Annotated in this window: 19 protein-coding genes and 1 pseudogene; 8 read left to right on the forward strand and 12 right to left on the reverse strand. The window is 71.7% G+C overall.

Features of this window, described 5'->3' with window-relative positions; translation table 11 throughout:
• Positions 1-107 precede the first annotated feature (107 nt).
• Together IH09_RS21955 and IH09_RS21960 are read left to right on the forward strand one after the other, a co-directional pair.
• Entirely contained in the window at positions 108-713 is a 606-nt protein-coding gene (locus IH09_RS21955; RefSeq protein ID WP_052859001.1) for a GNAT family N-acetyltransferase, read from the forward strand.
• A 387-nt stretch (positions 714-1,100) separates the two neighbouring features.
• The gene (locus IH09_RS21960) at positions 1,101-2,519 is read left to right on the forward strand and encodes a DUF1254 domain-containing protein (protein ID WP_052859003.1); all 1,419 of its coding nucleotides are present in this window, start codon (positions 1,101-1,103) and stop codon (positions 2,517-2,519) included.
• 285 nt (positions 2,520-2,804) lie between these two features.
• Here the strand turns inward: IH09_RS21960 and IH09_RS21965 are convergent, their stop codons facing one another.
• Positions 2,805-3,314 carry an amidohydrolase family protein gene (locus IH09_RS21965; protein ID WP_275126163.1) on the reverse strand — a complete coding sequence of 170 codons (510 nt, stop codon included), beginning with the start codon at positions 3,312-3,314 and terminating at the stop codon, positions 2,805-2,807.
• A gap of 203 nt (positions 3,315-3,517) precedes the next feature.
• Here IH09_RS21965 and IH09_RS21970 point away from each other — a divergent pair, with 203 nt between their 5' ends.
• Positions 3,518-5,353 (forward strand): hydroxysqualene dehydroxylase, encoded by a 1,836-nt coding sequence (locus tag IH09_RS21970; RefSeq protein ID WP_052859006.1) that lies wholly within the window; start codon positions 3,518-3,520, stop codon positions 5,351-5,353.
• Positions 5,354-5,818: 465 nt separating this feature from the next.
• On the opposite strand, the gene IH09_RS21975 is transcribed toward IH09_RS21970, so the two are convergent.
• Positions 5,819-6,061 carry an ArsR/SmtB family transcription factor gene (locus IH09_RS21975; RefSeq protein WP_052859008.1) on the reverse strand — a complete coding sequence of 81 codons (243 nt, stop codon included), beginning with the start codon at positions 6,059-6,061 and terminating at the stop codon, positions 5,819-5,821.
• Positions 6,062-6,550: 489 nt separating this feature from the next.
• A complete protein-coding gene (locus IH09_RS21980) occupies positions 6,551-7,159 on the reverse strand; it encodes a TetR/AcrR family transcriptional regulator (protein ID WP_052859010.1) in 609 nt (202 codons plus the stop codon).
• A gap of 91 nt (positions 7,160-7,250) precedes the next feature.
• On the opposite strand from IH09_RS21980, the gene IH09_RS21985 reads away from it, so the two are divergent.
• Positions 7,251-7,994: an SDR family NAD(P)-dependent oxidoreductase gene (locus IH09_RS21985; RefSeq protein WP_052859012.1), complete on the forward strand. Its 744-nt coding sequence runs from the start codon at positions 7,251-7,253 to the stop codon at positions 7,992-7,994.
• Positions 7,995-8,444: 450 nt separating this feature from the next.
• Here the strand turns inward: IH09_RS21985 and IH09_RS21990 are convergent, their stop codons facing one another.
• The 7 genes from IH09_RS21990 to IH09_RS22020 form a co-directional block, all read right to left on the reverse strand.
• Positions 8,445-10,502 (reverse strand): phosphocholine-specific phospholipase C, encoded by a 2,058-nt coding sequence (locus tag IH09_RS21990; protein ID WP_052859013.1) that lies wholly within the window; start codon positions 10,500-10,502, stop codon positions 8,445-8,447.
• Positions 10,503-11,125: 623 nt separating this feature from the next.
• On the reverse strand, positions 11,126-13,279 hold the full coding sequence (locus tag IH09_RS21995; protein ID WP_052859016.1) for a xanthine dehydrogenase family protein molybdopterin-binding subunit: 2,154 nt from the start codon (positions 13,277-13,279) through the stop codon (positions 11,126-11,128).
• A gap of 79 nt (positions 13,280-13,358) precedes the next feature.
• Positions 13,359-14,345 carry an FAD binding domain-containing protein gene (locus IH09_RS22000; protein WP_052859018.1) on the reverse strand — a complete coding sequence of 329 codons (987 nt, stop codon included), beginning with the start codon at positions 14,343-14,345 and terminating at the stop codon, positions 13,359-13,361.
• A complete protein-coding gene (locus IH09_RS22005) occupies positions 14,342-14,875 on the reverse strand; it encodes a 2Fe-2S iron-sulfur cluster-binding protein (protein WP_110952498.1) in 534 nt (177 codons plus the stop codon). The genes IH09_RS22000 and IH09_RS22005 overlap by 4 nt, the downstream gene beginning before the upstream one ends.
• Before the next feature lie 279 nt (positions 14,876-15,154).
• Positions 15,155-15,541, reverse strand: a complete 387-nt coding sequence (locus IH09_RS22010) for a hypothetical protein (RefSeq protein WP_052859023.1) — start codon at positions 15,539-15,541, stop codon at positions 15,155-15,157.
• A 208-nt stretch (positions 15,542-15,749) separates the two neighbouring features.
• Positions 15,750-16,466 (reverse strand): isochorismatase family protein, encoded by a 717-nt coding sequence (locus IH09_RS22015; RefSeq protein WP_052859054.1) that lies wholly within the window; start codon positions 16,464-16,466, stop codon positions 15,750-15,752.
• 169 nt (positions 16,467-16,635) lie between these two features.
• Positions 16,636-17,175, reverse strand: coding sequence for a MarR family winged helix-turn-helix transcriptional regulator (locus IH09_RS22020; protein ID WP_052859025.1), 540 nt, complete (start codon positions 17,173-17,175; stop codon positions 16,636-16,638).
• Between the two features lie 203 nt (positions 17,176-17,378).
• Between IH09_RS22020 and IH09_RS22025 the strand changes: the two genes are divergently transcribed.
• The 3 genes from IH09_RS22025 (at position 17,379) to IH09_RS22035 (ending at position 20,367) form a co-directional block, all read left to right on the forward strand.
• The gene (locus IH09_RS22025) at positions 17,379-17,630 is read left to right on the forward strand and encodes a hypothetical protein (protein WP_381529717.1); all 252 of its coding nucleotides are present in this window, start codon (positions 17,379-17,381) and stop codon (positions 17,628-17,630) included.
• Positions 17,631-18,270: 640 nt separating this feature from the next.
• Entirely contained in the window at positions 18,271-19,290 is a 1,020-nt protein-coding gene (locus IH09_RS22030; protein ID WP_110952499.1) for a PP2C family protein-serine/threonine phosphatase, read from the forward strand.
• 345 nt (positions 19,291-19,635) lie between these two features.
• Positions 19,636-20,367 carry a DUF4097 family beta strand repeat-containing protein gene (locus tag IH09_RS22035; protein ID WP_052859029.1) on the forward strand — a complete coding sequence of 244 codons (732 nt, stop codon included), beginning with the start codon at positions 19,636-19,638 and terminating at the stop codon, positions 20,365-20,367.
• Positions 20,368-20,378: 11 nt separating this feature from the next.
• Here IH09_RS22035 and IH09_RS40865 read toward each other — a convergent pair.
• Both IH09_RS40865 and IH09_RS22040 read right to left on the reverse strand, forming a co-directional pair.
• Positions 20,379-20,510 (reverse strand): annotated as a pseudogene (locus tag IH09_RS40865) (IS982 family transposase); the annotation flags it as partial.
• 245 nt (positions 20,511-20,755) lie between these two features.
• Positions 20,756-21,265 carry a DUF3995 domain-containing protein gene (locus IH09_RS22040; protein ID WP_052859032.1) on the reverse strand — a complete coding sequence of 170 codons (510 nt, stop codon included), beginning with the start codon at positions 21,263-21,265 and terminating at the stop codon, positions 20,756-20,758.
• 694 nt (positions 21,266-21,959) lie between these two features.
• Here IH09_RS22040 and IH09_RS22045 point away from each other — a divergent pair.
• Complete coding sequence (locus tag IH09_RS22045; protein WP_052859034.1) at positions 21,960-22,343, forward strand: hypothetical protein; 384 nt, start codon at positions 21,960-21,962, stop codon at positions 22,341-22,343.
• The last annotated feature ends 480 nt before the right edge of the window (positions 22,344-22,823 follow it).

A 22,823-nucleotide genomic window follows, 5' to 3' on the forward strand; every position in this document is an offset into this window, starting at 1 on the left:
CCACGCGTCCCGAGCACCGCCCCTGCCGCACTCCCGCACCCGAGCCCTGCGCCATCGCCATCGACGCCACCGCCATCGACGCCATCAGCGTCCGGCATCATGCTCCGATGACCTCCCCGATACCTCCCGTGGTACCCGCCGGCCGGATGAGCCGCGACGCACAACCCGTGTTCCCGGCGGCCGGCGGCCGGCAACTGCGCCCGTGGCGGGCGGCGGACGCCGAGGCGCTCGCCGAAGCCACGCGCGATCCGGAGATCCAGCAGTGGAACCGTCCCGGGCAGCTGACGCCGGACGCCGCGCGAGCACGGATCGCAAGCTGGCGGGAACGCTGGGCGAGCGAGCAGTCGGCACTCTGGGCGCTCGCCGGACCCGGCGAGGGCCCGGCCCTGGGCCTGATCGGGGTGGCGGACTTCGATCTCGCGGGCGGCAGCGCCGAGTTGCTCTACTGGCTGCTGCCCGCCGCCCGCGGCACCGGCGCCATGGCCGACGCGGTGCTCCGCGTCAGCCGCTGGGCCCTGGACGACCTGGGCCTGCACCGGCTGCGCCTGACGCACTCCGTGGCGAACCCCGCCTCCTGCCGGGTGGCGACGAAGGCCGGATTCAAGCTGGAAGGCACCATGCGCAGCGCCCTGCTGCACGCCGACGGCTGGCACGACGAGCATCTGCACGCCCGCATCCGGGGCGACGCCTGGCCCACGCTTGCGACGGGGTGAGCGGGGCCGACACCCGGACGACGGAGTGAGCGGGGCCGACACCCGGACGCTGCCCGGTACCGGCCACGGCGCAGGACCACACCCTGCCGTTCAGATCACCGGGCGGACCAGAGAAAGATGCCCCACTTCAAGGGATCGGCTCTCTTCACGGGAAAGGGCAGCGGACGTTCAGCAGCCTGAGCAGCGGTCAAGGCGGCCCGTAAACGAACAAGGCATGCGGGGCCCGGGCAGCTCCGCGCTCCGCGCTCCTGGACCGCGGCGATCAGCGCTTCTGACCGCCGCGGGGGGCCGCCCGGCCGTCTGCGGTGCCGGGTGTGTCGAGCGGAGGCCGATCCCATCGGTGATAGATGTGCATTGATCACTGTTTGTCTCCGAGGGAGGGTGGCCATGACCCACCTGCGTGACGCCGGGCTGACGGGCAACGAGACGATCGAGACGTCGTTCGGCACGCTCCGCCTGGAGCACACCTTCCCGACCGACGAGTCATCCGAGCTGCTGTTCGACCAGCTGGACGTGCAGCGCGCCGCCCAGGCGTATCTGTGGTCCCTGCCGCTGGTCGGGTTCCTGACCTGGCGTGAGCGCGCGGCCGAGGTCTTCGGCGCCACGCGGTTCGGCGACTTCGTCGTCTACGACTCGCTGCGGGAGAAGCGGGGCATCGTCACCGCGAATCTGACGACGCCGTACGTCATCAACTTCACCAGCCTCGCGGACGGCCCGCTCCTGATCGACTACCCGGCCGGGCCCACCGCGGGCGGTGTCCTGGACTTCTGGCAGCGGCCGGTCGTGGACCTTGGCCAGACCGGCCCCGACCGGGGCGACGGCGGCGGCTACGTCGTGCTCGGGCCGCACCACGACGACACGCCCTTCCAGGGCTCCGGGCGGTACGTCGTGCGCTCGCAGACGGTGAACCTCTTCATCGCGTTCCGCGTGCTGACCCAGGATCCGCGGCTCATGGCGGCGGCGAAGGCCGGCCTCAAGCTCTCCCTCGCCGGCTCCGGTCCCGCCCCAGTGCGCTTCATCGAGGGCGTCGACCGCGAATGGAGCGCCACCCCGGCCCGCGGCATGCGGTACTGGCGGGACCTCGCCACCGTGCTGGCGGAGGAGCCGGTCCGCGAGGTCGACAAAGCCTTGATGGCCATGGTCGAACCCCTCGGCCTCGTCAAGGGGCGGGAGTTCGTCCCGGATGCGCGTCAGCGGCGCATCCTTCAGGAGGGCGCCGCGCTCGGCGAGTTGCTGGTGCGCAACCTCCAGGTCAACCCCCGCTACACCGAGCCGTACTGGACGGGCACGAGCTGGTTCAAGAGCTTCGACTTCGAGGTCGAGCAGGAGACCGACACCGTCCTGCAGCTCGACCAGCGCGCCACCTGGTTCTACGAGGCCGTCACCAGCACCCAGGGCATGGTCCACCCCACCCCGGGCGCCGGACAGGTCTACCTGACCTCCAAACGCGACAGCCGGGCCCGCCTCGTCCGCGCCGACCGGACCTACCGGCTGCACGTGCCCGCCGACGTGCCCGTCGCCCAGTTCTGGTCGCTCACTCTCTACAGCGAGGACACCCGCCGCCCCTATGACAACGGCGGCACCGAGATCCGCAGCGTCAGCCTCGACAGCCGCGACGAACAGCTGAAGTTCAACGACGACGGCGGCATCGACCTCTATATCGGCCCCACCGCCCCGGCCGGCGCCAGAAGTAACTGGGTGAAGACGGTCGCTCCTGACGGTTGGTTCGTCTACTTCCGCCTTTACGCGCCCAGTCAGCCGTTCTTCGACAAGACCTGGACCCTCCCGGACTTCGAGGCCGTCTGAGCAACCGCCCTCGACGGCTGCGAGGCGCTGCCATCGTCATGGCGGCGGTGTCGCTGAGCCGGCGCTGTCACTTCTCGGGATCTGGCTCACTTTCCGTGGAGGGCTGACTGAGTGTGATGTCAGCTGTGCGTGGTGAGATGTCCGGACTATGCGGTCTGTCGTGAACAACTCCGATCGAGTGCAGTGGAACTACACCCTCTTCGAGAGCGTGGGCCCGCTCCGATTCGGCATGAGTCACGAGGAAGCCGGCGCCGCGATGAAGAGTGTGCGCGTGGAGGGGCCCGGTCAGCGGGCGAGGCGGGGGAAGAGGGCCTCGGCGTTGCCGCGGTCGATGGCCTGGGCCTGGCCCGGGGTGAAGTCGGGGTAGGTCTCCAGGAAGTTGTTGTAGTAGGTGCCGGCCTCCTGGGGGGCGAAGGGCCAGTCGCTGCCGTAGAGGACGTGGCCGGGCTCGGCGAAGGCGAGGAGGGCCGGCAGGGCGGAGGGGCTGGCGGACAGGGCGGTGTCGAAGTAGAAGCGCTTCAGGTCGCGCAGGATGTCGTCGGCCTTGCGGGTCCGGTCGACGACGGTGGAGGTCAGGCCGGAGAAGCGGTAGGCGGCGTAGGGGAGGAAGCCGCCTCCATGGGAGAGGATCACGCGCACGTTGCGGTAGCGGTCCATGACGCCGTTGAGCACCATGTTCAGCGCGGTGCGGGTGGTGTCGAAGACGTAGTCCGCGAGCGGGGCGGGGGTGCCGGGCAGCAGCGTCATCGGGGGCTGGGCGGGGTGGACGAAGACGTTCGCGGCGCGGCGGTCCAATGAAGCGGAAGACCGTAATGCAGCGGAAGGCGCTGATCTCGCCGGTGTGCTCCAGGTGGGCGATGTACTGGATGAACGCTCCGATGTGCCGCCCTTGCGCGAACACGCTCGACATCGCTTTCGCCTTGCGTTTGTGAGGATGCCGTGAGTGACAGGAGAGAGGGCTTCCGGCTTCCGGGGCCCCTCTCTACGCTCCGGTGCTCATGACGACGGAATACGCACAGCAGTCGGAGGGGCGCCACGGACACAGCCGCAGACGCTTCCTGGCGGCGACCGGGGCAGCGGTCGCGGGAGTCGCCGGCGAGGTAGCGGTCGGTGCCTCGGGGGCTGCCGACAGCGCAGCTGCGGCCTCCGCCGGCAAGCGCGTCGCCGTCCTCGGCGGCGGAGTCTCCGGCCTCAGCGCCGCCCACGAACTTGCCGAACGCGGCTACGCGGTCACGGTCTACGAGTACTACGACACTCTCGGCGGCAAGGCTCGCTCGATGGACGTCCCCGGGACCGCGACGGGCAGCCGCAAACCGCTTCCCGGCGAGCACGGCTTCCGCTTCTTCCCCGGCTTCTACCGGAATCTGCCGGACACCATGCGCCGTATCCCCTTCCCCGGCAATGCGAACGGCGTCCACGGCAATCTCCGCAGCAGTACGGAGGCGTTGTTCGCGCGCGGCTCGGGCCGCCCGGACCTGCATTTCCCGCTCCGCCGGGTCACCACGCCGCCCGCCCTCGACGAACTCACCCCGTCCTGGATCCGCGACCAGATCCTGTCGGTGCTGGACCTCGCCACCCACCTGCCCGCCCATGAGGCCGCCTACTTCGCCAACCGCCTCCTGGTCCACCTCACCAGCTGCGACGCCCGCCGCGAGGGCCAGTGGGAGAAGGTCACCTGGTGGGACTTCATCCGGGCCGGCGAGATGAGCCGCGAGTACCAGGTACTCCTCGGCATCGGCCAGACCCGCAACCTCGTCGCCACCCGCGCCGAGATCGCTTCCACCCGCACCGTCGGCCGCGTCATCATCGAGGCCCTCCTCCTGTGGGGCCTGCTCGGCCGCGGCATGGACGGCGACGCGGACATCGACCGGGTGCTGAACGCCCCCACCAGCGAGGCATGGATCGACCCCTGGGAGACGCACCTGCGCTCCCGGGGCGTCGAGTTCGTGCTCGGCACCGAGGTCCGGGAGGTGGTGTACGGCGGCGGCCGGGTGACCGGCGTACGCGTGGCGGCGCGCGACGGCAGCCGGCGGCGCACCGTCACCGCCGACCACTACGTCTGTGCTCTCCCCGTCGAGCACGCGCGCGCGACCTGGGGCCCGGCCCTGCGCGCCGCCGACCCGCAACTCGGGCGGTGCGACGCGCTGAAGACGGACTGGATGACCGGCGTGATGTTCTACCTCCGCACGCCCACCCCCGTCGTGCGCGGCCACATCAACTGCCTCGACTCCCCCTGGGCGGTCACCGGAATCGGCCAGGCACAGTTCTGGGACGGCCGGGACTTCGCCCGCGACTACGGGGACGGCCAGGCTCGCGAATGCCTGTCCACGATCATCTCCGAGTGGGACAAGCCCGGCAACCTCTACGGCAAGACGGCCCGTGAGTGCACCAAGGACGAGATCGTCGCCGAACTGTGGGCCCAGCTGAAGGACGGGCTGAACGACTCCGGCAAGACGACACTCAGGGACGAGGACCGGCTCGGCTGGTTCATGGACCCGGCGGTGACGGGTCTCGGCGGCCCCGCCCCGCAAAACCGCGAACAGCTCCTCATCCACCCCACCGAAACCCTCTACCACCGCCCGTCGGCGAAGACCGCGGTGCCGAACTTCTTCCTCGCCGGCGACTACGTCCGTACGGATGTGGACCTGGCAACCATGGAGGGCGCCAACGAGTCCGCGCGACGCGCCGTCAACGCCCTGCTGGACGCAGACAATTCGGGCTCCGAACGGTGTCACATCTGGGAGTTGTACCGCCCGCCGGAGATGGAGCCCCTGAAGCGGGTCGACGAAGTGCGCTATCGACTGGGGCTACCCAACACCTTCGACCTCGGGTAGCACCCGGCACCAGGATCCGGCGGAGTGGATGCCGCCGGCCGCCGAGGCCCGCTGCACCACCTCGGCGACCGGGTCTCCACCAAACTCCGCCGGTCCCTGACCGTGGACGGCGCCGAGCGTGACGCCCTGCGCGGGGCGCAGCGTCTGCCGACAAGAAGGGCGAGCAGGTGATACGCGGTGGTGGCCCCCCTCGGGGGAAGCGGCACGTCGTACCGGGCCATCCGCCGGCCGCCCGCCGCTTCGCGGCCCGCCTGGTACGGTCCGGGACGTCTCACCATCGGCCTGCTTCAGGTTGCCGGACAGGCTCCGTCCAGGCACCAGTCGCCGCCTGCTGATACTGCACACGTTCCGGGGCAGCAAGGGCGTGCGGGTCCTCCTGCCGCCCGAGCACACATCCTGGCCGAACGCACCCGTAGCCAAGGCGACTCGACCGGCTGCTACCAGCAACGTCAGGGCCGACAACACCTAATTGCCGACGACCTGGGTGACGGCCGGGTCATCGGCCGCCGCGGCGAGGATGCCGTCGAGTACGCCGGGGAAGCGGGCGTCGAGTTCTGCTCGGCGCAGGTACAGCAGCAGTCGGCGGCCGTCGCGGTGCTGATGGACGACGCCGCTTTCGCGCAGCACGCGCCAGTGGTGGCTGGCGGTGGATTTCGAGATCTCGGGCACCCCCACCGCGCCGGTGAGCTCCTCGGCAGGTACATCCACTCCACGCCCGGCACAACACCGCCCGGGTCGGCGTCGACGATGGCGGACCATGATCACGTCGCTGGCCCGTGCCACGGCGGCGGGCGAGGCCACCGGGGAGGGGACGTCGGCGAGACCGTCGGCGGCGTCGGGGAGGAGGCTGGTGGAGACAGTATCCCGCCGCCGGCCGCCTCGCCGCCCGAGTGCATCCAGCGTGAAGCTGCCCACCTGGTCGTCGACACCTTGCAGTGCGGCTTGGCGGGCACGTAGCACCCCTGAAGAGTGTCCTCGGGCGGGAGCAGTTGCTGCATTTGCTGGACTTCGCTGCTGTACAGCAGGATTTGTTGGTGAGTTCGTGTCCGTGGACAGCGAAGTCAGTCGACGGCGGTCCTGTGACGTGCGGCGACTGACTTCATTGTCCAAGCGGGTGGGCCTTGATGGCCGGCGATGCCGGTGTGGGTGCGGTTCCTCGCTTTCGAGGTTGCGACACGCTCCTGCGGGCGCCGGCTGTCAGACGGGTGGCCAGTTTCGCAGCGCCGCGTCGGCCACCTGCTGGAGTTCGGAGCGGCCGGCGCCGCCGGCGGCCTGGACGGCGATGCCGTTCGCCACGGTCATGACGTATCGGGCGAGCAGTTCCGGGTCCGCGCCCGAGGGCAGATCACCCTCGTCGACGGCCTGCTGGAACCGGCGGCGGAGGCGGGTACGGCCGTCCTCGCGCCAGGCGATCAGGGCGTCCTGGGCGGCCCGTCCGGAGTCACCGGCGGCCAGCGAGCCCTGCACGCCCAGGCATCCGCTGGGGCGGCCGGGGTGGGTGGTCGTGCTGACCGAGCCGGCGAGAAACGCCGTGGCCACCTCCCGGGCGCTCGGCTTCTCCAGCGCGCGGGCCGCATAGGCGGCGGGGCCTTCGGTGTAGCGCTCCAGGGCCTTGTGGAACAGCGTCTCCTTGTTGCCGAAGGCCGCGTACATGCTCTTGCGGGTGATGCCCATGGCGCTGGTCAGGTCGGTCAGGCTGGCGCCTTCGTAGCCCTGCTCCCAGAAGACCATCATCGCCCGCTCCAGGGCCTCGTCGGTGTCGAATCCTCTCGGCCGGCCGATCGGCGCTCTCCGGGTGATCTCCATGAGCCCACCCTACCGCCTCGATACCGATCGGTGCAGAAGTGCTACGTTCCTTTCTGCACCGATCGGTATCTAAGTTTTGGGAGTTCAAGCAATGGGACAGCTGCAAGGCAAGACCGCCGTCGTCACCGGCGGCAGCACCGGAATCGGCATGGCCACCGCCGCGCGGCTGGCGTCCGATGGTGCCCATGTGTTCATCACCGGCCGACGCAAGGACGCGCTCGACAGGGCCGTCGAGTCGATCGGTTCCGCGGTCACCGCGGTGCCGGGCGACATATCGGCGCCGGCCGACCTGGACCGGCTGTACGACGCGATCCGTGACCGAGGCCGGGGTCTGGACGTGCTCTTCGCCAACGCGGGCATCGCCACACTCGCACCGCTGGCGCAGGCCACCCAGGAACAGTTCGACCAGCTTTTCGGCGTCAACGTCCGGGGCACACTGCTCACCGTGCAGAAGGCATTGCCGCTGCTCAACGAAGGCGCCTCGGTGATCTTGAACGACTCCATCCGCGCCGATGACGGCCGGGAGACCTTCGGCCTGTACGCGGCGTCGAAGGCCGCGATCCGGTCCCTCGCGCGGACCTGGGCCAACGAGCTGAAGGGCCGGGGCATCCGAGTCAACACGGTCGCGCCGGGCGCGATCGACACCCCCGGAGTCGACGCCATCGGCGGGGAGAACGCTGCCGCCCTCAAGGTGGAACTCGCGGCGGGAGTGCCGATCGGCCGGAGGGGGCGCCCGGAGGAGGTCGCCGCCGCCGTGGCCTTTCTCGCCTCCGCGGACAGCAGCTTCATGCTCGGCACCACCCTGCACGTCAATGGCGGCGAGAACCAGTTCTGACCCCGCCACGTGGAGCCCCGACCTGCCGCGGGCGGTTCCTCGCCCGCGGCATTCCGCCTGGCCCACACGAGCATCCGCGCAGCACGCCCGGACCGGACACGGAGCACAAGATCCCCCCCGCCCGGCAGGGCCACCCAGCGCCCCGAGCGTCACCTCGTACGACCAGGTTCGCCGGCGAGGAAGCCGAAGCGACTGGGTTCGCTTCAGCTCCTGGACATGGCGCCGGCGCTCGCGCAGGTCCTCGGTCTCACGGTGCGGGACGAGTAGGCGCGGTCGCGTCGATCGTCTCCCGCCGGGGAAGCGATGTGTACGACGCGGCGCAGGACCCCACGCTGGAGCACCTGCGGCGCGGCGCGTCGTAACGGCCCCCCGGCGGGCCGGGTCCCCCGGTCGGTGCGGTCGGCGGCGGGAACGGGCCCCGCGCGCGGCGGGCCCCGTTCCCGGGGCGCGTCAGCCGGTGATGATCGCCGGGTCGCTCACGCCCGGACGGCCGTTCTCGACGTGGCCGGCGAACCGCCGCAGGAAGGCGGGGTCCGTGTCGGACACCACGGTCAGGTCGTACCAGCGCTTGCCCGCGCGCAGGTCCACCGGCTTCCGCACGGTGGCGCCCGCACGCACCGTGTAGGTGTGGTTCTTGCCCCCGTAGGCGTCGGTGACGGTGAGGCGGCAGGCGGTGGTGCCCCGGTTCGTCAGGGTGAGTTCGACCCGGCCGTCGGTGGCGTCGTGGCGGGCGGTCACCTCGGGGCCCGTGGTGGCGCCGGGGCCCCGGAAGGTACGCAGGAAGCCGTTCGGGCCATGGACCGTCAGGTCGTAAACGCCCTGGGAGTAGGCCGTGTTCCAGGTGTCGGAGAGCTGCTTACCGGCCTCCGTGGTGTACGTCCACGGGCCGTCGGTGCGGTTCGCGGAGGTGACGGTGAAGCACACCCCGGCCCGGTCGCCGCCGCTGAAGGTGAGGGTGAAGCGGCCGGTGGCGGGCGTCGCGGACCCGTCAACCCACGGTGCGTACGGCAGCGGGCGGGTGGGCCGGGAGCCGGCTTCCTGCCGCGGCAGCGCGGGCTGGGCGGGCGGCTTGGGCAGGTAGCTGTCGTGCCGCTTGCGGTCCGGCGGCCGGAAGCCGTCGGTGTCGGGGAGCGCGGCGGGCCCGGTGTCCCTGAGGCCGAAGTCGAAGGCCGAGGTGAGGTCGCCGCAGATGGCGCGCCGCCAGGGCGAGATGTTCGGTTCGTGCACGCCGAAGCGGCGTTCCAGGAAGCGGAGGATGGAGGTGTGGTCGAAGACCTCCGAGCAGACGTAACCGCCGGTGCTCCAGGGGGACACGACGAGCATGGGGACGCGCTGGCCGAGGCCGTAGGGCCCGGCGGCGTAGCGGATGTCGCCGGGGAAGTGGTCGAGTGCGGTGTCGACGGTGGAGGCGCCCCGGTCGGCGGAGGCCGGCGGGAAGGGCGGGGTGAGGTGGTCGAAGTAGCCGTCGTTCTCGTCGTAGGTGAGGAAGAGGGCGGTGCGGCTCCACACCTCGGGGTTGGCGGTGAGCGCGTCCAGCACCTGGGATATGTACCAGGCGCCGTAGTTCGCGGGCCAGTTGGGGTGTTCGGAGAACGCCTCGGGCGCGGCGATCCAGGAGACCTGCGGGAGCTTGCCCGCCGCCACATCGGCCTTGAGGTGATCGAAGTAGCCGTCGCCCTGCTTGGCGTTGGTGCCGGTGCGGGCCTTGTCGTAAAGGGGGTCGCCGGGTTTGGCGTTGCGGTAGGCGTTGAAGTAGAGCAGCGAGTTGTCGCCGTAGTTGCCGCGGTACGCGTCGTCGATCCAGCCCCAGTGTCCGGCCGCGTCCAGGCCGTCGCCGGTGTCCTGGTAGATCTTCCAGGAGACGCCGGCCTGCTCCAGCCGCTCGGGGTACGTCGTCCAGCCGTAGCCGGCTTCGTCGTTGCCGAGGACGGGCCCGCCGCCCTTGCCGTCGTTGCCCGTGTGGCCGGACCACAGGTAGTAGCGGTTGGGGTCGGTGGCCCCGATGAGGGAGCAGTGGTAGGCGTCGCAGACGGTGAACGCGTCGGCGAGCGCGTAGTGGAACGGGATGTCCTCGCGGGTCAGATAGGCCATCGTCCGCGCGGACTTGGCGGGGATCCAGCGGTCGTACTTGCCGTCGTGCCACGCCTGGTGGCCGCCCGCCCAGTCGTGGTTGAGGCCCTCGATGAACTGCATACCGAGGTTCTCGGCGTCCGGGTGGTAGGGCAGTACGTCCTTGGTGCCGTCCGACTGGTGCCAGACCGGCTTGCCGCTGTCCAGCGTCACCGGGCGCGGGTCACCGAATCCGCGTACGCCCTTCAGCGCGCCGAAGTAGTGGTCGAAGGAACGGTTCTCCTGCATCAGCACGACGACATGTTCGACGTCCTTGATGGAGCCGGAGCGACGGGCGGCGGGTATGGCCGCGGCGCGGGCGATGCTGTTCGACAGGGCCGAGAAGCCCGCGGTCGCGCCGGCGATCTGGAGGAAGCGCCGCCTATTGAGTTCAGGCATGAGTCTGAGGACCTCGTGGTGTGGGGGAGTTCGCGGACGGGGAGGTGCGGATGGTCGGACGGGAGGTGCTGAACGGACGTGCCTGTGCCTGTGCCTGTGCCTGTGCGTGCTGCGTGCTGCGTGCTGCGTGCTGCGTGCTGCGCGGATGTAGCGGTCCGCCGGTGGAAACCGGGGCCGGCGGAGTGTTCCGAAGAATGTTCCAAGAGGAACGAGCGTCAGGGAAGGGGTGGTGTCGTCAGCGTGACGGAATGCGGTACGCGCGACGAACAGCCCCGGCCGGGGCGCGCGAAACCGTCGGGCCGGCCGTCATCGGCGCGGCGTACGGCCTGGCGTACGGCCTGGCGTACGGCCCGGCCGGTCCCGTGCCCAGCTGCGGCCCCGTCCCCCACCTGCTCCGTCCGCCCCGCTCTCCCATTCCCTCCCCCGCGTCAGGCGAGTGTCGCGGCGGCCCGCCCCTCCCCGTTTCCCGCCGACTCCCCCGGTCCGGGGGCCGGCCGCGCCTCCGTGCCCGGCACACTGCGCAGCGGCGGTCGCGTCACCACGGGCATGCCAAGCGCACGCGGGAGCTCGCCGGCGCCGAGGGCCCGCGATACGTGATCGGTCACGACGGGCGGACGGGGCTCCTAGGACAGCCGGGCCAGATGGGGCAGGAGCTTGTCCGGGGTGAGGGGGAGGTCGCGCAGGCGTACGCCGGTGGCGTGCCGTACGGCGTTGGCGATGGCTGCCGCGGTGCCGACGATGCCGATCTCACCGATGCCCTTGGTGCCCATGGGGTTGAGGTGCGGATCGTCCTCGTCGATCCAGTACGCCTCGATGGCGGGGACGTCGGCGCAGACCGGTACGTGGTAGCCGGCCAGGTCGTTCGGGGTGAAGTCGCCGAAGGCGGGGTCCAGGGTGCTGCCCTCCGTCAGCGCCATGCCCAGCCCCATGGTCATACCGCCGATGAACTGGGAGCGCGCGGTGCGGGGGTTGAGGATGTGGCCGGCCGCGAACACGCCCAGCAGGCGGTGTACCCGGACGGTGCCGGTGACGGTGTCGACCCGGACCTCGGCGAAGTGGGCGCCGAAGGCGTGCCGGGCGTAGGGGGACGGTTCGGCGTTCTCCTGCCGGGTGTCCGCGGTCTCCGTCACGCCGTCGGCCGGGAGCGGGCCGTCGAGGTCGCGCAGCCGCCCGGCGAGTGCCGTACACGCCTTGTGGACGGCCCAGCCCCAGGAGCCGGTGCCCGCGGAGCCGCCCGCCACGGGGGCGTCCGGCAGGTCGCTGCTGCCGATCTCGATGCGGATCCGGCTCTCGGGCACGCCGAGCGCGGCGGCGGCGATCTGGGTGAGGACGGTGCGGGCCCCGGTGCCGATGTCGGTGGCGTTCACCCGCACGCGGTAGCCGCCGTCGGCGTCGGCGTGTGCCTCGGCGTCGGAGCCGCCGAGGTAGACGGGGTAGGTGGCCGCGGCGACACCGGTCCCCACCAGCAGGCCGCCCGCGCGGCGGACGGCCGGGCGCGGGTCGCGGGGCAGCCAGCCGAAGCGGCGGGCGCCGTCCTGGAGGCAGTCGACGAGATGCCGGCTGCTGAAGGGCCGGCCGCTGTCCGGCTCGGTGCCGGGTTCATTGCGTACCCGCAGGTCGATGGGGTCGATGTCCAGGAGGACGGCGAGTTCGTCGACGGCCGACTCCAGGGCGAACATCCCGGGGGCCTCCCCCGGTGCGCGCATCCACGACGGGCTCGGCACGTCCAGGGCGACGACGCGGTGCCCGGTGCGGCTGTGCGGCGCGGCGTACATCACGCGGGCGGGGACGGCGGCCTGCTCGACGAACTCCTTGACGGTGGAGGTGTGGGTGGCGACCTCGTGCGCCAGGGCGGTGAGGACGCCGTCGTGGGTCGCGCCCAGCCGTACCCGCTGGAGGGTGGGCGCGCGGTGGCCGACGACCGCCGCGAGCTGGCGGCGCGGCAGGGCCAGCTTGACGGGCCGCCCGGTGTACCGCGCGGCCATCGCGGCCAGTACGGCCTGCGGGCGGGGCGTCCCCTTGCAGCCGAAACCGCCGCCGACGTGCTCGGAGACGACGGTGACCTCGTCCTTCCCGAGCCCGAACAGGGCGGCGAGTTCGTCACGTACGAGGGTCGCGCCCTGGCTGGAGTCGTGGACGGTCAGGTGGCCGTCCTTCCAGCGGGCGGTGGCGGCGTGCGGTTCCATCGGGTGGTTGTGCAGCGGGGGCACGGCGTACGTCGCGTCGAGGGTGGCGGGCGCTGCGGCGAACGCCCCCTCGAAGTCGCCGCGTTCGCTGATGGCGGGGTAGCCGCCGTTGACGCTCTCCGGGGTGTAGAGGTGCGGATGCCCCGCGGTGAGCCGTACGTCGTGCGTCTCGGTCTCGTACGTGACGCGGACGGCCGCGGCGACGGCGCGGGCGGCTTCGAGGGTGTCGGCGACGGCGAGCGCGACGTACCAGCCGTGGTGCGGGACGCGGTCGTTCTGGAGGAGTTCCAGTGCCGGATCGTCGGGTGGTGCCAGGCAGGGCGCGTTCTCGTGGGTCAGCACCGTGCACGCGCCGGGCAGGGCGAGCGCCGCCCGGGTGTCGAAGGCGAGAACCCGGCCGCGGCAGATGGTGGCGGGCACCGGCCAGGCGTAGGCGCAGCCCGGCGGGGTGTGTTCGGCCGCGTAGCGGGCGGTACCGGTGACCTTCTCCCGGCCTTCCCGGCGGGCGACCGAGGCACCCGCCGGGGAGGCCGGGGCGCTCCGGGTGGCCGTCGGGCCCGGGTTCGCCGACGGGAGTGGATCTTGGCTCATGGCGGGCGTCCTTGGGTCGTCCTGCGGGCGGTGGCGACGGGGACGTACGGAGGGGACGTACGTGCCGCGCCGCGTCGGGTCAGGTGCGGGCCGCGAGGTCGGTCAGCGCGTCGATGGCGAGGTTGCGGGCGAGGGTGATCTTGAAACCGTTCTCGCGCAGTGGCCGGGCGGCGGCGAGTTCGGCGTCGGCGGCGCGGGCGAAGGTGTCCGCGGTGGCGGGGGCGCCGCGCAGCACCTCTTCCGCGGCACGGGCCCGCCACGGCCGGTGCGCGAGCCCGCCGAACGCCAGCGCCGCGTACCGGACCGCGCCGCCCCGCACCTCCAGTACGGCGCCGACGGAGACCAGGGCGAAGGCGAACGAGGCGCGGTCGCGGGCCTTGCGGTAGCGGGAGTGCGCACCGGGGCGGTCCGGTGGCAGCCGGACCGCGGTGATCAGTTCGCCCGGCCGGAGCACGGTGTCCTGTTCGGGGTGCTCACCGGGCAGCCGGTGGAACTCGGTCACCGGCACCTCGCGTTCCCCGTCGGGGCCGTGCAGGTGAGCGGTGGCGTCGAGGGCGGCGAGGGCGACGGCCAGGTCCGACGGCTGGGTGGCGACGCAGTGCGCGGAGTGGCCCAGTACGGCGAGATCGCGATGGGCACCGTCGCGGGCGGGGCAACCGGTGCCCGGCGCACGTTTGTTGCACGGTTTGGAGATGTCCTGGAAGTAGGTGCAGCGGGTCCGCTGCACCAGGTTCCCGCCGGTGGTGGCGGTGTTCCGCAGCTGCCCGGAGGCACCGGACAGCAACGCCTGCGACAGGACGGGGTAGCGCTCGCGCACCGCGACGGCCGCCGCCAGCTCGCTGTTGCGGACGGTCGCGCCGATCCGCAGCCCGCCGTCCGGCAGCTCCTCGATCCGGTCGAGCGGCAGCCCGCTCACGTCGACGAGCAGCGGCGGCTCCTCCACCCCGAGCTTCATCAGATCGACGAGATTGGTGCCGCCGCCGAGGAACTTGGCCCCGGGCTGCGCGGCGCCGGCCCGGACGGCCTCCTCGACGCTCGCGGCCCGCAGATAGCCGAACGGTTTCACGACGCCACGTCCTGACCGGTCCGGATGCCGCCGTCCCGGACGTCGCCGACCGCGTCGACGATGCGGGGGTAGGCGCCGCATCGGCAGAGATTGCCGCTCATCCGCTCCCGGATCTCGTCCGCGGTGAGCGGCACCGGCGCGCCGGGGGCCGCGGTGTCCGGTGTGACGGACGACGGGAAGCCGTCCGCCGCCTCCGCCAGCAGTCCGACGGCCGAGCAGAGCTGCCCCGGGGTGCAGTAACCGCACTGGAAGGCGTCCCGGTCGAGGAAGGCTTCCTGCAGCGGATGCAGCCGGTCGCCCTCGGCGAGGCCCTCGACGGTGGTGATCCGACGGCCGTTCTGCGCCACGGCCAGCAGCAGGCAGCTGTTGGCCCGCCGGCCGTCGACGAGCACCGTGCAGGCGCCGCACTGGCCGTGGTCGCAGCCCTTCTTGGCGCCGGTGAGATCGAGGTGTTCACGCAGCGCGTCCAGGACCGTCGTCCGATGGTCCAGGGTCAGCGGGTACGGCACGCCGTTGACGTGCAGAACCATGTCGGAGCGCTCGGCGGTCGCCGCGGTCGTTCGGGCGGCGGCCGCCGGCTGGGGGGAGGACTCCACTCGCTCACGCCTTTCGGTTCGGTGTGGGGCGGGGTTCGGGTCGAGGTGGGGCGGCTCGGTTCGGGTCGACTCGGTCCGGATCGCTCGGTTCGGTGTGGGGCGGTCGCTGTCGGTCTGTGGGGCGGCCCTGTGGGGCCCTTCGCCCCGGTCGGCGGCGGCCGGCCGGTCGCGCCGACCGAGGCGAGATCGACTCGGGACTGCCGCCCGCCCCGGCTACCGGGTCTCCAGCAGCAGCTGGACCTCCTCCTCCTGGTCGCCGGCGGCCGTGCCGAGCACCCGCACCGCGAACGCGGTCCGCAGGCTTTCGCACAGCCGGTCCACGGCCCAGTAGCCGCCCTGGAGATTGACGGTCAGCGGTGCGGTCAGCGGCCGCGGCTCGGCCGCCGCCCGTACGTCGGTCACGTCGAAGGTCGAGGTCCACACGGTGGCCCGCGGCCCGGCCATCTCCTCGGGCACGTCGTCCGCCGCCCGGTCGGAGACGAAGGAGGTGCGCAACGCGCTGAAGACGGCGTGCGCATCCGCCGTCGCGCAGCCGCTGACCTCCACCACGACCTCGGCCGACGCGTGCCGCTCATGTGCCGCCTCTTCCGCGCTGTTCACTGTGGGGCCTGCCTTTCGGAGCCCCACTGCGGGGCCCTGCCACTCGGAGCCGGTCGGTTCCAGGCTCTCCCCGCGGCCCGTCGCGTGCGACCCGAGGCCCGGACGAGTGGGGCGAATGGGGCGAATGGGGCGAACGGGCGCATCGGAACGGCCCGGCACCGGGCGGCTGCCGCGGGTTGGCCGGGTATCGCGCACCGGGCGGCCCGGATCAGGCAAACGGCGCAGGGCGGCTCCCGTCCGGCAGACCGGACCGGCGGGACGCATCGGCGGCGGGCGACGGCAGCGTCGGCGCGGGCTGCTCGGGCGGGACGGGAGAAGCGACATCGGCAAAGGTGACCTCGGCGGACCGGGCCACGATCTCGATCTCGTCGCCGAGGGCCCATTCGGCGGCCCGTGACGACATGGCGGCCGGGACCACCTCGCTGATACCGGGCGCGGCCGGAATGTCGTAGGTGGCGTGCGCGTGATGCGGCAGGACGACCCGGAAACCGCGTACCAGAGCGGCGCGGGCAGTCGCGCTGACGCACATCTCTGAGAGCACACCGCAGACGGCGAGCGCCTCGACACCGGCCCCGGTCAGCAGGTCGCCCAGCGGTGTGTCCACGAAGCCGTCGTCGTCCGTCTTGCGCACCACCTTCTCCCGGGGGCCGGGCACGACGGGCAGCCGGAGTTCCCAGCCGGGCGTCCCCGGTTCGTCGACGGCTCCGGGCGGCCCGTCGTTCTGGAGGTGGACGATCAGGGCCCCGGCGGCACGGGCCCGGTCGAGCAGATCGCGGCTCCGGTCGAGCACCCGCGCCGCATGCGGCACCGCCTCGTCACCGGAGACGAAGGCCACCTGGACATCGACGACGAGGAGAGCTTCGACGGGGTGTATCGGGTGCCTGGGGCTGATCGAATTCTCAGGGTGGATCGATTTCTCGGTCATGCCCACCATTTTGCGTACGAGATCTTGTGTACGAGATCTCGCGTACGGGACCTTCCGCACGAACGCCCGCTGGTCACCGCCCGCGACGGATTCCGGCCATGCGGGATGGGCGCGGGGTACAGCAGGACAGAAACCGTCTCAGGGGACGATCCGGCTGCCGCCGCTGCCGCTACGGTGCGGTCTTCTCGGGCGGGGGTGGCGGGCTCGGGCCGATGGCGGGTTCGCCCGCGGCGTCGGTGAGCGCGCGGAGCGAGGCGACGAGTCCGGCGCGCTGTTCGACCGGCAACCGGGACACGACCGCGGCGATCTCGGCGTGCCGGTGGTCGAGCACCGTGTCGACGAGGCGGCGGCCCTTCGCCGTCAGCCGCAGGACGACCTCCCGGCGGTTGTCGGGGTTGGCCTGCCGGTCGACCTTGCCGACGGCCTCCAGCCGGTCGACCATCCGCATCGCGGTGGACGGGTTGACGCCCAACGCCGTGGCCAGCGCGACGAGTTTGACCGGCCCCTGGCTCTCCAGCACCACGAGGGCCCGGAGTTGGGGCAGCGTGAGGGTGGGATCGCTGTCGGCGAGGGCGCGGGCCGATATGGCGACCAGCAGTCGGGAGGCGGTCAGCACGGCGGCGATGACCTCCTCGACGTCGTGGTCGAGATTCTCGCCGGGGACGACCGTCCCGGACGGCCGTGGACGGCGGTTCGCATCGTGCCCCATGCCGCCCTTTATACCTGGCGGCCGAATTACCCCTGGTGGCGGGCCCGGTCGTTAGGGATCACCGCCGCCGTACGACGCCGCGCACCCCGTACTTCACGCCCGCGCACCACCGGCGGTATCGATGGCGCGGTGGGATACTGGAAGTGCGGCACGGATCTGGTCCCGGCGCGGATACGTCGGGCCCCGGTGGAGAGCTGGTGACCATGAACAGGGACACCGAGACCGTTCACGAGGCGTATGCGTTCGTCTGTCTGCACTGCGGGCACGGGTGGGAAGAGGAGTACGAGATCCGCCACTCCACGGATCTGTCGGGGCACCGGAAGGCCGACTACTACGCCCACGGCGTCCGGGTCGCCTCCCCGCTGACCCGTGCCGATTGCCCCGCCTGCAACCGCGGCCCGATCCGTATTCTGCGCCCCGGCCGGGTAAACGTGGCCCACGCCCATCTGCCCTGACTCACGGGTGCTCCTCCGAGACTCGCGGGTACTCCTCCGACCCACCGGCTCCTTCCTGACCCACCCGTTCTCACGCGAGCTACCGGCGCTCCCGACCTACCGGCCCGTGCGCTCCGCCACAGCGACGACCGCTCCGGCGCCGCGACGACCTCTCCGGCTGGCGCCGCGGCGGCCGGCGGCCCGGCGAATCCGGCACCGTCGGTGAGCCGTACGCAGGCGGATAACCGGTGACGTAGCCGGATACCGGACCGCTCTCCGGCCGGCGCCTCGGACGCCGTGACATGGGTCCGCAGAGATCAGCGGCGAGCGCCGCGGCCTGCCGCACCCCACTGCGATTCGGTAACAACGACGCAATCGAGGTAATTCGACCCGGCGGCTGTTGCCTATGCTCGGACCGGGGCCGACGGCGGGCGCGCGCACCGACAGCCGACGGCCCCGTTACCCGCCGGCTCGCCCGACCGCCCCTTCGGCCGGCCTCCGCCCCGTCCGACCGCCGCCTCACCGGCCCCCGCTCCGTCCGCCCGCCCGCCCGCGAATTGCCCGATCACCCCTCGCGACACCGACGGAGTACACCTTGGCCGTGGAGAACGGGGAGCGGCGTACCGGCTCCCGTGTGCTGTCCGCGTTTCCGTACACGGTCATGGCCGTGGTCAGCGCCGTGGACCTGACCGCCGGACCGGGTGTCGGCTTTCTGCCGCTGGTGTCCCTGGGGCCCGCGTTCGCCGGACTGGTCGGCGGCTGGCGGCGGACGGCCATGATCGGGCTGGCCGCGTGCCTGCTCTGCGTCGGCCTGGGGATGTACAACGACCTGTTCGAGAGCCGCCGCGGACTGACCGCACTGCTGTCGGTGGTCGGGGTCACCGTGGCCGGTGTGGCGGCCGCGGTGATGCGGCAGCGGCGCGAGGCGGAGCTGGCCAGTGTCCGGTCCATCGCCGAGGTCGCCCAGCGTGTGCTGCTGCGCCCGGTGCCACGCGGCATGGGGCCGCTGCGGATCGCGGTCTCGTACACCTCCGCGGTGGCCGAGGCCCGGATCGGCGGTGATCTGTGCGAGGTGGTGACCTCGCCCAGCGGGGTACGGATCATCGTCGGGGACGTCCAGGGCAAGGGCCTGGAGGCGGTGGAGAGCGCCGCGGTGGTGCTGGGCGCCTTCCGGGAGGCGGCGCACGACGAGCCGGATCTGTCGGCGGTCGGCGAGCGGGTGGAGCGGGCGCTGAGCCGGCATCTGTCCGGGGAGCGGTTCGTGACGGCCGTACTCGCCGAGATCGGGGACGGCCCGTTCGCGACGATGCTGAACTTCGGCCATCCGGCGCCCCTGATCGTCCGGCCCACCGGCGCGGTCGGCTTCGCGGCCCCGCCCGACCGTTCGCTGCCGCTCGGCCTCACCGTCCACGGCACCGAGCCGCCCCTCCCCTACAAGGTCCCGTTCGCCCACGGCGACCAGCTGCTCTTCTACACCGACGGCGTCACCGAGACGCGCGACGCGGCGGGCCGCTTCTATCCACTCGACGATCGCGCGAGCCTGCTCAAGGACCCCGACCCGGAGGCCGCGCTCCGCTCGGTACGCGAAGACCTGGTCGAGCATGCCGACGGGCCGCTGCACGACGACGCGGCGATGCTGCTGGTCCGCTACCGGACGGTGTACGGGAGGGCGCGCCGCTGAACCGCTGGCCTGGGCTGGTCTGACCTGACGCGGTCTGACCTGGCCTGGCCTCGCATGGCCTGGCATGGCTTCGGTCCCGGTGGGGCGGTGGGGTGCCGGTAGGCCGGTGGGTGGGTAAGTGAGTGGGGCGATCGGCCGATTGGTCGATGGGTCGGCTCAGGGATCCACCGGGTGGCACCCCCCTGGGAACGGGGGATTTCCCTATGGTCTCGCCGAAGCGGCTTGTCATAGCCTCGTCACCGCGTCCACCGTGTCACCGCATCACCGTCACCTCATCACCGTCGGGCGCCGGTTCCCGAGGTGACGGGGCCCAGAGTCACCGCAGCATCCCTCGGGGGGACATTCATGCACAGGCATCTCCGGCTTATCGGGGTCGCGACGCTGACCGTGATCGGTGCGAGCGGGCTCACCGCATGCGGCGCGTGGGCGGGGACCGTCCTCAAGGACGACACGGTGGTGTCCCAGAAGATCACGTCCGTACGGCTGGACACCGGCTCCGGCGGCCTGAAGCTGCGCGGCGACAAGAACGTCACGAAGGTGTCCGTACACCGCGAGGTCACCTACCGGGGCGACCGGCCGGAAGGAGCGACGCAGCACGTCGACGACGGCGTCCTGGTACTCGGCGGCTGTGGCCGGGACTGCTCGGTGACCTATACGGTCGACCTGCCGGCGGGCGTCCCGGTGACGGGGAAGACCTCCGCCGGCGCGGTCAGCCTGTCCCAGGTGGGCGCCGTACACGTCACCACCAGCTCCGGGCGCATCGAGCTGGACGGCGTCACCGGCACGGTCGACGTGCGGACCTCCAACGGCGAGATCACCGGACGCGGGCTGACGGGCGGGCCCATCCAGGCACAGACCACCAACGGCGCCATCGCTCTCACCCCGGCCACTCCGCAGGACGTCCGCGCGCAGACCACCAACGGCTCCATCGCCCTCACCATGCCGTCCGGCCGGTACCAGGTCTCCGCGAAGTCCGGCCTCGGCCACAAGGACATCGACATCCCCCACGACCCGGCCGGCCCCCACCGCCTCGACCTGACCACCGGCAACGGAGGCATCACGGCCAAGTCCGCATGACATCGGGGCAATTGCTGCGGCAGGTACGGGAACATCGGCGCAAGGTGCTGCCTCGCGTACCGCAGCCATCGCGCTTCGGAGCGGAACGCCGTCAGTGGCAGCGCGGCCACGAGCGTGACTGGCTCGGCGCCGGTGAGCGCTGGTGAGCTTCGGTGGCCTGGGCCTCTGCCGGTTGGGCTCCGGTCGTCGTCGATCTCCACGTACGGCGCGGGCGGGCGGCCAGGCGGAGGTGCTCGGGCGGTCGGGCGGTCGGGCGGTCGGGCGGTCAGTCGGTCAGTCGGTCAGTCGGTCAGTCGGTCAGCAGGATGTCCTGCTCGTCGTTCACGCCGCGGCCTCGGATCTGCCGTTCCCCGTCCCCTTCCCCCATCCCCTTCCCCCTGGCTCACCATCAGACGACGACTCCGCCACTCCGGCCCTCCGCCCGTCCCAACTCCCGTGCGGCCAGACCGAAGACGAGTCCACCGATCAGGAACCAGGGATTCCATAGCAGCAGCGTCCATAGCCGCTGCTCCGGGCTGACAGCTATCTCCTGGCCCGCGGTGTCGGTCAGCAGCAGCCCCTCGACGGCGATACCACGCACCAGCAGCACGACGCAGACACACCAGCCGAGGACCTTGACCACCCGCCCTGCCGGGCCACGCGGCCACGGCCTGCCGAGAAGCCACCCCAGCCCACCGCCGACCAGGCACAGCAACCCCACGCCCCACAAGCCCACCGCCACGAACCACCCGGGGCGCTCCGCGGCCAGGGGCCCCGCCGAAACACTCAGACCCCAACTACCGCCCAGCGCCCAGTAAAAATGAAGCCCGGCAAAAGCAACCGCCCAAGCACTCGCGATACGCCCCCACCACCCCGACGCCGCCCTGTCCCGCCGCTCTTCATCCATAGCGAGGAGCATGCCACTGCCGTGGCACCCAGCCGCCGGCTCCGCCGAGAAACCGGATCGCGCACTCAGCCGGACACCTCACCTCGCCACCTGCCAAGCGTTGACCTCGTCAGTACGCCCGGAAGCAACTGCTCGACACCCTCCACGCACCGCCTGACTCCGTCAGACGCAGCCCACCTCGGGAGCCGGCGACAACTCCCACTCGCGAGCCCAAACGGCTCCGGCGAGCCTGCTCGCAGCAGAGCGAATTGCGGCCCTGACATGCGCAGGCGCCCTTCCGAGATCGCTCATGCCCCAGATTCACACGCTGCTCACACAGAAGCCGTTGTGCTGATCCGGGCGACGGAGGGCCGGTAGCACCGCCTATCGCCGAGATCACGTCTGCACTCCCGCAGCCGCAAGAGCTTCGGCAGCAGCCAGAGCGCGAACCCGCCGCTGTGCGGATGTCTTCGTCCTCGTCGCAGGTGGCTCTCTCCCGCAGCGCTTTGGAGATCATGGGCCCATGGGTGCTGAACCGTGGGCGGACTCACCCCGAGCGATCAGCCGGCCCAGAATCGCCGGCCTCCACCAACCACCATGCACAGTCCAGGAGTTGGCTCGGTTGGATTGTCAGTGGCGGCCGGTACCGTCGAATGTTGCGTCGAGGAACACCCGACCCCGCCCGGGGGTACCGCACCCGCCCCCCTTCTCCATTCAGCGAGGACCTGTGACCTACGTTCGTCCCCACGTCCGCCGCGACGGCACGACCGTCAAGGGCCACTACCGCCGGAACCGCCCCCACACCGCCATCCCGCGGACGGCACCCCGGCCCACCGCCCCGCGCCGCACTCCCGCACCAAGGCCCCGCCCGATCCACAACGGACCCACGACCTACGTCGGCCCCTACTACCGAGCCGACGGCACCCGCGTACGCGGGCACCGACGAGCCATCAGCCCGCGCACCGCCGCCGTGGCGGCCGGCACCGGCACCGGTCTCGGAGTCTTCGTCATCATCCTGCTGGCCCTGCTCAGCGGTTCCGGCGACGCCGACACGACGCCAACCAGCACGCCCCCGTCCCACTCGGCTTCCGCCCCGGCCCAGCACAGCTAACCGCGACACGCACGTCAAAGGCCCCCGGCTGTCCGGGGGCCTGCCGCCGTCCGCTGCGACGTACCCACCGGTCCACAAGCCCTCAAGGTGGTCTCGCGCCCCGTCGGCCCGTCATGCCGGACCTCCAACGCCAGTTTGTGCGACGTCCCGCGAGGAGGACTTCGAGATGACCTACGAGGAGTTCGCCTTCCTCCAGGTCGGCCCCGCCGGGCGGAGGCCGCTACGACCACGGGGACGCCGGCTCGGAGTACCGGAGCCTGGCCATCGACCTGACCTGACCGGGGCCTCAGCGCTCCTCGTACTCCTCGACCAGTTACCGGTACTCCTCGTGATTCAAGAGGTGCCGCAGTACGAAGTAGCAGTCGTCACAGCAGGTCTTGACGCAATACCGGTGACTTTGGTGGTTTGGGGTCGTTGGGTGGGGTGTGCCAAGGCCCGGACAGGTGAAGTCGTCAGCGGACGAGCGGCTTTCGGATCGGA

The organism is Streptomyces celluloflavus (assembly GCA_000720995.1).
GTDB classification, from domain to species: Bacteria; Actinomycetota; Actinomycetes; order Streptomycetales; family Streptomycetaceae; genus Streptomyces; species Streptomyces celluloflavus.